The organism is Sporosarcina sp. P32b (assembly GCF_002743335.1).
Classification (GTDB): domain Bacteria; phylum Bacillota; class Bacilli; order Bacillales_A; family Planococcaceae; genus Sporosarcina.
This window is the reverse complement of the sequence record NZ_PDZB01000028.1, coordinates 23,434-34,022: the sequence shown is the minus strand read 5'-3', so window position 1 is coordinate 34,022 and position 10,589 is coordinate 23,434. Positions and strand designations below refer to the sequence as shown.

The following is a 10,589-nucleotide window of genomic DNA, read 5'->3' as shown; positions in this document are numbered from 1 at the left end:
CGTATGTCATTTCAATTGCCGGTGAATCTTATCGGATACAGAATCATCTAAGTCAGGAAATCCCGTAAATCTGTACATCCTTAAACAAGCGAAAGTGTACATTTTATAGTTGACATTTATAGCCAACAACATCTGGTGTTAGATCTCACACCTACTACTTTCAAATAAGTGCTGTAAATGTCCAATTATAAAAACGTAGCACCTCCTTGATATAATCAGTGTATCGAGGAGGTGAATTTTCATATTTTCAAAAAATCAAAGATTGTCCTCTTAGTAAATAAGGTACCTGTGTGAGAAACAAACGTGAATGTTTAAACAATCATGAAAGTCATTCGCGCACTGGTACTTTTATTAATGAAAATTATTCATGTATCAAAAAAACTTAGGCGCACCAAAAAAATCCCTACCATGTCTCATAGATGTGTACAGGGATTTTGTAGTTTTATCTGATTGGACCTTCTACTTAGAAATTAAATTGAAACCCATATTTTTAAAACACAATATATAGTGTGTTTGTTTATTGACTAGCACTATATAAGGCGTTATATTAGATCGAAGGAATACATTTCCATATTTGAGAAAGGAGGATAAGAATGATGCAATTTGAAGGTTCAGTTATAACAGAGCAAGGAGTAACATTTGCAATTGTAATTGTAAAAAGACATGTTTTACAATCAGCTTCCTCTCGTGAAGATACCCGTGATGGATTTCAGCCATACTTCCGAGGCATGCCCGTGATTTTAATGGCACAAGACTCAAGAGGGACCCCTACGTACCACGGAAGAAACGATATTGTTAAATTCCTTGCAAACATCCATGTCAGTCAGATCCCTTGGAAGCGCTACACTGTTTAAAAGGTTTCGGCACTATTTAAAATAAGGTACCTGTGTGAGAAATAAACGTGAATGTTTAAACTCTCATTAAAGTTTCACATATAGGTACCATTACTAAAAACTTCTTGATTAAGGTATCTTTCATTCAACGAAATTATCGATTGAGAATGTCAGAAAGCAGGTAGAGTTGATAGAGTAAAGTCTGTAGCTTATGCAAAAGGATGATGTGTATGAAAATGAATATTTATTTTAAACATCCACTTAAATACCGAGTACATATAAATTTAGTAAGAGATTTTGGATATTTTCTTTCACAACAATTACAGCATCTTGATGTAAAAGTAGCACCGGAAGATCCAAATGTCCATTTGAAATTCTTCGAAATAAATAGAAGAATCATTGAGAAAAGACCGAGAATGGTATTTTCAGCAAAAGGGTTTTCTTATCCATCGGAGATCTCAAGTAGGGTTGAATTATTAATTAAGAAGATTCATGATGGCGATAGCATATTACCCCACTTAAGCAGATCGTATTTAAAACCAAATTATCATGATGCTTTATTAAATGAATGGGGAATACACCATCTTCACTTAGGAACAGAAGTAGATTCAGATGGCTTTGTGAATAGGGATAGATCCAATCCCTTAAATGATTACCTCTTATTTCTTAGAATTACAACGAGTGATGCATATCTAATAAAAATTGGCAGGCATAATGAATGGACGAATAAGGAATTATTTGAAGTATTACATGAAAATTGGAATGATACTATTTCGCAATATCAAATAGAAAGTGGTTTAACACTGACTGAGAATGAACCTAATGAAGTGGAACGATACAAATTAAGAAAGTCAGGTATTTTCACATTGACCTCTGCAAAGGATGGTTCTATTTATTTTCCGATTGGAGGTGGATATGCGTCTTCTAAAAATAGTCTTAAAGCTGTAAGAGAGTCACAATATTATTTAAATTATTTAACCCACATTGAACTTAGTATTAAGAATAATATCACTCAGTTAATTAGGAGTATGAAAAGTATTAATATAAATATAGAAAACGAACTTATATTTCATCTTTTTATTTTCAATAGTAAATTTTATTTGTGGGACACAAAAAGTAATCTCTTTATATGTTTAAGCACATCAAGAGCGTATCATGTTCCTTTAACAACATATCCAAAAAGTATGTTAGAACTTCTTCTAATCCAAAATTTAAATTAATATTAAATATAACATGCCTTGACGAGAAACAAACGTGAATGTTTGAATATCCATGAAAGTTTGACGCACAGGTACCTTTAAATTATCTCAGCACGCGATTCCGCTAAGTTGGGTGTAGAAGGTATACTTAATAAAATTCCAAAAGCCGATAAATACTATGTGACGATAGATATTGATTGCTTTGATATTTCATTGGCTACGGGTACAGGATCCCCTTCGCCTGGAGGGTTCACATTCGATTTCCTAAATGACATTTTAATTGGAATCGCTGAAAAAGGAAACGTAGTTTGTTTCGACCTAGTCGAAGTTGCTCCCCAATATGATCCTACCGGTGCCACGACTCGGGTAGCAGCTATGACGATGCTGAATTTCATAGGCCATATACTTAAAAACAAAGAAAAACAGTCTAACTAATAGAAACTACTATAGCCATGCAGCGAATATATATTATTCGCTGCATGGCTTTTTGAGTGGGTGTCAGGTTCTTAGGAAAGTGGGAAATCACTCTGAATTGAACTAAAGTTGTGTGCGGACCTTGTACCTTTATGATTTTTAAATGGAGTGCCCATGCGAGAGACAAACGTGAATGTTTGTTTCTCGCATGGGTATTTTTATTTTGAAACTTTTTCCTGAAATCTACGTCTGTACGCTGATAAATATATCGTACTAACCGATAGGAGGAATTTATATGAAAAACAAACTATGGAAAGTGATGATGACAGTGGTGATTATATTGCCACTGCTCATGATGCCGACTGGGACAGAGGCGTCCGTCAAGAATCCATTCCGAGATGTGTCAACGAACAATCCTTATTTTGAAATGGTGCATGAAATGCGGGATCAGAAAGTGATCAGTGGGTATCCGGACGGTACATTCAAGCCGAAAGAAAAAATCAATCGGAAGCAAGCAGCCGCGCTTGTCAACAGAATTGTCAAATTGCCGGCACGGAAGAAGTTTGTGGCATTCAAGGATGTCTCCACGAAGAATCCTTATTTTCATGACATCCAGAAAGTACAGCAAGCGGGTATATTTGAGCCCGATGCAAAAGGTAACTTTTATCCGAACAAGCAGATTACACGTGGAGAGATGGCGAAAGTGCTGACAATAGCATTTAAACTGAAAGAGATTTCGGACTTTGATTTCCTTGACGTACCGAGAAACCATCCGATGAGTGAATACATACGAGCAATGTATGCTGCCGATATTACGACGGGTGACGGTGGCATATTCTATCCAGATATCGCTGTCTCCCGTGATCACTACGCCGTTTTCCTCTACCGGACCCTGCATCGGAATGACCCGATCAATCCTGAAAATCCTGAAAGACCGTTGCCGGGGCAATTGACTACTGCGCTACCTGAATATCTGCAGGGTTCCGATTATAATATAGCCGAAGCCATGCTTAGTATGATGCAACAGAAAGTGACGCTTTATCCAGCCGACTACTTACTTACAGATCCCATCAAAGACGGTCCTTATGGCGATACGCGTGAAATCGAATTGTACAGTAAGTATCGTGGATACAATGAAATGGCGAAGCAAAACATACGTTACTTAAAACGGTTTACGAAAGAGAATTCAATCGTAGGAGAAATGCTGACACGATGGCTTGAAGGCGATTTTACTAAAGTAACAGATGATTACAGGACGTTACGCAGGATCACAGACTCAGAGTACGGAAACTGCGAGAGTGATATATGCATGGATGACCTCATCAATGACCGTACAAAACGTGCGGAAGAATATTTCCTGAAAACAATCGCCGGTCCCGAAGCTATGAAACGTTTCCATGCGGAATGGGGAACGGATTGAATAATTGATCGATGAAATAGTTTACAGTGCCCACGCGATAAACAAACATAAATGTTCAAAACAAGATGCCTGTGTGAGAAACAAACGTGAATGTTTAAACAATCATGAAAGTTTGACACACAGGTACCTTTCATCAATGCATAGGAAATGTGGATTTTACTAGTCTTAATCATGTTATAATTACCATAACATTGCAAAAAAAGAAAATCAGAAAGCGGGCGATTATTCTGTTTACAATTAAAAACTTTGAAGATAATGAGAATGTGAAAATCAGGGAAGAACTAGGTCCTTTTAAAGTAGTAGAATTTCAAAAAGAACTAAGTACGAATCATGCAACGGCTCAATCGGCATATTATGCTTCCGAAATGAATGTAAGACGAAGACAGCTAGTTTGCGATGTCAGTCAGTCAAACATTACGATTCAGGCAGGGGCCATGCAATGGATGGCGGGAGACGTGAAAGCGACGACTGGGCTTAAGGGAGTAGGAGATTTCATCGGAAAAACGATTAGGGGCAAAATGACCAAAGAATCTAGCATCAAACCGGAGTACACGGGCACCGGTACGCTTGTTTTAGAACCAACGTATAAGCATATTTTGCTACTGGATGTAGATGAGTGGGATCAGTCACTCGTTATTGAAGACGGACTCTTTTTAGCTTGTGATTCAAGATTAAAACATAAGGCCGTGATGCGTTCTAATCTTTCTTCTGCTGCACTCGGTGGGGAAGGTCTTTTCAATTTGGGACTTACCGGGCAAGGAGTGATTGCACTGGAATCTTCCGTGGCAAGAGAGGAACTTATAGAAATTGAGTTAGAAAATGATGAGTTGAAAATCGATGGAAATATGGCGATTGCTTGGTCAGGCGGTTTAGAATTTACTGTCGAACGCTCTGGAAAAACACTTATGGGTTCGGCGGCTTCAGGCGAAGGATTGGTAAATGTCTACCGCGGAACAGGAAAAGTATTAATGGCGCCGTTTCTTCAATAAATTCGAAATAACAGATTCGATATAAATAAGGTGCCTGTGTGAGAAACAAACGTGAATGTTTATACAATCATGAAAGTTTCATGCACAGGTACCTTTAAAATTCATATTGAAAAAAGCACCAGATCCCCACACAACCCAGAAGCAATTCTAAATAAATCTAAATTTGTGTGCAGGCCTAGTACCTTTATTAATGCATCTATTTTAGAATGTGCTTTTTCAAATCTCAAGAAAAGTTAAAAAGTATAGAATGTACCAGATTCCAACACAATTTTATGTCTTGAACACAAGTGTGGACTTCTATTAATTTAATATGAAACTGTTGAAACTATTTCTAGAATCCGACGCCTGTAGGCTAGATACACAATAGGCTTATTAAAAAGAGAGGAAGATGATATATGCAGAAAGTATTACGGTATTCGACGTGACGCGAACGAAGCAGTTTAATTGTATCAAAATCGAAGTAGAGGTGAAGTGATGAAACGATTTGCTATACCGATTTTAAAGGCAATCGTAATAGGACTTTTAGAGGAAAAGAAAGCCGACCCTTTGTTTAGCATTACATGTTTAAAATGTGGATCTAATAGAAGTCTAGAGTATTACTTTACTAAAAGATCCGGAGATATAGAAGTGTTTGATGAAGAAGACATCATAAGTCCAGACGAGAACATTGTATCTATTCAATGTCAGGAATGCGGAAATACTTTATCCAGTTCAAATTATTGATACACAGTTTTCAAAAAATACGATACCAGGTCATCATATGATTATTAAGCAATTCTGAATTGAAATAGAGTTGTGTGAGGAACTGGTACCTTAGAAGGATACATAGAAGATTATAATAGTATAAAGCCAAGATACTAGATTCGAAAACAAATAGAAAATAAGATACCTATGTAAGAAACAACCAGTAAAATTTCATGCAAAGGTACCATTAATCATTCCTTGTTTTTCGCTAATAACTAAAATACTTATATTATTATATGAGCATACTCGTATTTCACCTGTACTTTTATGTATAAATTAATATAACGTATTCTTACTATTCCCGAGGTTTAAATAAAATTGGAAAGGAAGATTGAATTTATGATAAGTACAAAATTTGATAAAGTAACAAAATTAGCAGAAGAGATCCGATTTGTTGATGAAGAAAAAGTTCATTCATTAATAACCTTGTGTAACCAAGTGAAAGTTAACCATCAAATTAGCACTTTGAAAAAAATTTATGATTTATTTTGTAGCATTTCCCTAAGTTTTCCGCATGAAGATTATATTTTGCAAATTGAAATTACTAATAATATTTGTGATGCATTTATTGAGATTGGTAAATTAGAATCTAAGTTTATATTAAGAAAATTTGATGGAGTCTTTTTAAGTCATGATATTTTCTTTGACAGAAGGTTTGCTAAATTTTCTGATCCTCATATATTTGCAATGGGTATGTATGCACTTTTAGCATCCAAATTAAATCATTTGGGAATAACTGGAGAACTCGATAACGCATTATTAAAAACTAGAGATCCGTGGGTAAATATTTATAATCGTGATACAAAAAAAGGTGATAAATTTTTAAAAAATGAACTGCTCTTTCGAAAAATTAATATCATGTATGCAAAAACAAATGAGGCTAACAGACAAAATTTCGTAGGTAAATATTACTTGTTGTTTAAGAATGCTATTACAATAGGTGACATAAATAATGAAGCTAGTTATTACTTTTCTAGTATAAAAACCTATGTAAATTTAGGAGAAAAAGCATCAATATCAGACATACTTTTTTATACATACTATTTGGAATTATTGCTTAGCAAAAATGATATTGGAACTACTTTTAGAGAAATTGAACAACTACTTTTGAATGAGTTTTCAATACAATCATCATTAAAACAATATACATATAGTTATGAAATAGCAAAAACACTTGCCAAGGTCTATAAGGATAGAACGTGGAGTGAAATTGCATTAGCGATACCTACTGAAGAAAAACACCCTTCAGATGTTTGTTCTTTAGAAATGTTATTAATCATGAAAAATAACCACTCCGATTCTAGCCAAGAAATCATAGCAAAAATTGAGTCTCTTCTATTTGATGCTAGAAATTCATATCCAACGAGAATAATGCTAGATTTGTATAAAAAGAAATATTCATTTGTTTTCCTAGAAACAATTACTTACTTTTATGAAAAAAAAGATTGGATTTCGATTATAAAGGTAACATATTTATGGAATTGTTTTAATGATATTGATGATGCAGTTACTAATTTCAAGGATAAATGTATTCTGGTTTCTATTTTAAACTTAACTACTGAAAAGCCTTTATACATTTTTTCTGACCATGGAGAGGTTACTTACTTTGAAGCAGAGAGTAAATGGGTTCTTGCTGATATATTTAAGGCCAAAGATTTATTAGAAGATAGTTGGACAGCATTAATTGAGGCACCCGAATCATTAGAAGTGAAACTAGCAGACAGAATGTATATTCATACTGCTAAAGATTATACTAATAAGTTAGGTGAATTTGTTGAAATTGAGAAGTTGAGTAAACTTTTGGAGGACTCTATTAATGATTATATTGAATTCATAGAAGTATGTTGGACTAATACACCTGTTGTTCCTTTACTAGACAACTTAATTGAAAACAAAATTGTAACTTTACGCACGAATAAAAAACTTAGTTCTCTTAAAAGTATAAGAAAAGTATTAATTTGGGCAAATCCAGATAGCACTTTATATAGAGCGCAATTTGAAGTAGACGCCCTTAAAGTATTATTAGATGACAGGGAAATTAGTTATGAAGTTTATTCTGAAACGGAATGTAACAAAGATCTATTTCTAAAAAAGTATGCTGACGATGAATTCGATGTTCTCTGGTTAATTACACATGGTGAATTTGATCATAATAACCCACCAAATTCTCGAATTATCATTTCATCAGATGCATACATAACTACAAAAGAGCTTTCAGAAATTAAAATACAAAGATTAACTAAGAGATATTTAATTCTAAACGCTTGTCAGAGTGCGACATCGGAAATCAGATATAATAGTATGGGGTTTACTGGAATTGCTTCCGGTTTAACTAATTCTCAACAGAGTGTACTTGGGCACTTGTGGCCTGTAGACGCTATGGGTTCAGTTCTATTTGGATGTCTTATTATGAAATATCTTGTTTCGACAGATTTACCTGATTTAGCTTTTGCGCTAAAATCAACTAGTAAAATAATGTCATTTGGTAATGAAGCTATCATTTCCGATTTGAAAAGTATTAATTCAAGTCTTGAAATTATTGATAGAATTCAAAGTAGTAGCGAAGATTTTTCAAGCCCTTTCTATTCTCAGTCTGCCATGGTTTTCGAATAAACTTAGGTTTAGAAAATTTAAAGAAGGTACCAGGTCGAGCGACCGAGCCTAGGTTGCAACATATAACGGGTGGGATTCCCGTCGAGTAAGAACTAGCCATTCACTCGTAGCGAGTCTTGGAGGATATCGGGTAACCGGTATCTTTAAGCGTAGACAGTTAGATGGCGGGCCGAAAGCCAATTGGTTGAAGGGATTGAGCTCCGAAATACCAGTCAAGGAGGCTGATGCGTTGACCTGCGCAGAAAGCAACATCTTCACGGACGGAATGGCAAGACCGTGGAGACTTCTTCGGAGTCGGTGACCTTGGCACGTCAGACATTGATATGTTGTAGCAACTCGGGAGGTCCTGTCGGTCTTTCCAATTGGAGAGTATGGCGGAACAAGCGATAACAAGTGAGAAAGCCAAATGCCGCACAGGAAGTCGGAAGGTTGCATAGTACCGATGAAGTTGGGTAATTCCAATGGAGGAAAGGCAACTACCTAATTATCGCCCTTTGAAGGGACACATTTACTACACGCAGAGGTAGGTTAACAAATGGAAACGAAACTGATAAGGATAGCAGAATTGGCAAAGACGAATCCGAAAATGAAATTCACGTCAATTACACATTTGATTAATGAGGAAAGTCTTATCCAGTGCCATCACGAGCTCCCTTCTGGAAAAGCTACTGGAATCGAAAGGGTTACCAAAGAAGAGTATGCCGAAAATCTAGAAGAAAATATTGCGGATTTGGTGAAGCGAATGAAAAGGAATGCTTACAAGCCTGTTCCTGTCAGGAGAACCTATATTTTAAAAGCAGGTACCAGGTACACACGCAATTTGGAAACAATTCCGAATTGAACTAGAGCTGTGTGAGGACCTGGTACTATCTTTAAATTAAACTAAGGTACTAGAATAAGGTACCTGTGTGAGAAACAAACGTGAATGTTTAAACAATCATGAAAGTTTCATGCACAGGTACCTTTTATTAATTTACCATACCAGTTATAAGGAGTGATATCGATGGATGGTGGTATATACGGACACAGAAATATAGAAAATGAGCGACTAGAGGAATGGATAAAAACATGGAATGTGGAAGATTACAGGAATTTTTTTAGAAATTATTATGGAATTGAAATTGAACCTAAGTTAGAAAGCATTTTGTCTGAACAGGTTGAAGTAGTAAAAAAAGTGTCTTCGAGCATCACTGCTTCAGATGATATATACTTGTTTGACGCAATCATGAAACACGCGACTCCTGCAATGTATTATTGCTATTTCAGATATGACACTTCAACTGCATATTGTGGCAATTATTATGAGGTGCTGCTTGAATTTGCTGATGAAACAACCAAGAAAATGTTAATTAAAGGCTATGATTATGTACAAGTAGGTGGCATAACATTAGAGAAGGGCGGAGAAGTCATAGGACATATTGGTCAAATGAGCGATCTTTTTTGGCAAACATTTTTTGATCAATACATTGTAGAAGATTATGGTTCGATAGAGCATGCAAGAAACAATGAGAAAGATATTACTCTACAAATCTGGAATGATAGTTTTTTTGAAAATACAGAGCAATTTTATAAATTCGTTGAACATATTTTATTTGAATGTAATATCAATCTAGACTTTGGTTTCAAGATGTCAAGATTTGAAAATGAAAGCAAATTAAAAGGAGTTACGTCTAGAGTTATTTTAGAAATGAGTGATAATGAATTCGAAGAAATCCCGTTAAGATATTTTAACTTTGCCAATTATACTAAGATACCGAGACATAAATATTTAGCATATTATCAGGTTCTTGAATTTTTCTATATAAGAGCCATTAACGATGCAAGGTTTGCTAAACCCAACGAACTATTAGTAGTGAAACACATTTTAACTAACACGATAACTGAATCAGAAATAGGGTCATGGCTTGAAGAAATCGTTAGCAGAGGTAAACAGTATACCGAACCTTCAAAGAAATATCCTGCGCTTATTCCTTTGGAAGCTACGGAACTTGTTGAATCAGTAGCAACAAGAATTTACTCAATAAGGTGTTCGTTAGTCCATTCAAAAGAGGCACCTAAAGATGCTAATTTCATACCTAATCTTAATGATGAAATAATTAAAAAAGAATTATCACTTATTAAATATATAGCAGAAAGAGTACTGTATAAATGGAGTAACCACTCATGAAAATACACACACGCATAGCACATCTTTCTCCGAGGCAATATATTAAGTTCGTAGAAAGAAGTTCCTGTGCGCCACGCAATTAAATACACTACCTATGAATCACACAATTCAGAATAGCGTCTGATTTGTGTGGTGCACAGTAGTCGACCCCCTTAAAATGGACACAACAGATGTTATAATTGTATGAAAATATTGTTATGGGGGGTGTTC

General features: G+C 35.3%; 9 protein-coding genes. All 9 read left to right on the top strand.

Features of this window, described 5'->3' with window-relative positions; genetic code table 11:
* Positions 1-593 precede the first annotated feature (593 nt).
* The 9 genes from CSV64_RS14675 (at position 594) to CSV64_RS14635 (ending at position 10,379) form a co-directional block, all read left to right on the top strand.
* Positions 594-854 (top strand): hypothetical protein, encoded by a 261-nt coding sequence (locus CSV64_RS14675; protein WP_099635333.1) that lies wholly within the window; start codon positions 594-596, stop codon positions 852-854.
* Between the two features lie 209 nt (positions 855-1,063).
* Complete coding sequence (locus tag CSV64_RS14670; protein ID WP_099635332.1) at positions 1,064-2,053, top strand: hypothetical protein; 990 nt, start codon at positions 1,064-1,066, stop codon at positions 2,051-2,053.
* An 81-nt stretch (positions 2,054-2,134) separates the two neighbouring features.
* Positions 2,135-2,467, top strand: coding sequence for an arginase family protein (locus CSV64_RS14665; RefSeq protein WP_369823544.1), 333 nt, complete (start codon positions 2,135-2,137; stop codon positions 2,465-2,467).
* Between the two features lie 274 nt (positions 2,468-2,741).
* Positions 2,742-3,866: an S-layer homology domain-containing protein gene (locus CSV64_RS14660; RefSeq protein WP_099635331.1), complete on the top strand. Its 1,125-nt coding sequence runs from the start codon at positions 2,742-2,744 to the stop codon at positions 3,864-3,866.
* Positions 3,867-4,129: 263 nt separating this feature from the next.
* Positions 4,130-4,855, top strand: a complete 726-nt coding sequence (locus CSV64_RS14655) for an AIM24 family protein (RefSeq protein WP_233190498.1) — start codon at positions 4,130-4,132, stop codon at positions 4,853-4,855.
* Between the two features lie 474 nt (positions 4,856-5,329).
* Entirely contained in the window at positions 5,330-5,578 is a 249-nt protein-coding gene (locus CSV64_RS14650) for a hypothetical protein (protein WP_099635330.1), read from the top strand.
* A 360-nt stretch (positions 5,579-5,938) separates the two neighbouring features.
* A complete protein-coding gene (locus CSV64_RS14645; protein ID WP_099635329.1) occupies positions 5,939-8,212 on the top strand; it encodes a CHAT domain-containing protein in 2,274 nt (757 codons plus the stop codon).
* Positions 8,213-8,747: 535 nt separating this feature from the next.
* Positions 8,748-9,053, top strand: coding sequence for a reverse transcriptase family protein (locus tag CSV64_RS14640; RefSeq protein WP_199168593.1), 306 nt, complete (start codon positions 8,748-8,750; stop codon positions 9,051-9,053).
* Positions 9,054-9,215: 162 nt separating this feature from the next.
* Positions 9,216-10,379, top strand: a complete 1,164-nt coding sequence (locus tag CSV64_RS14635; protein ID WP_099635328.1) for a hypothetical protein — start codon at positions 9,216-9,218, stop codon at positions 10,377-10,379.
* The last annotated feature ends 210 nt before the right edge of the window (positions 10,380-10,589 follow it).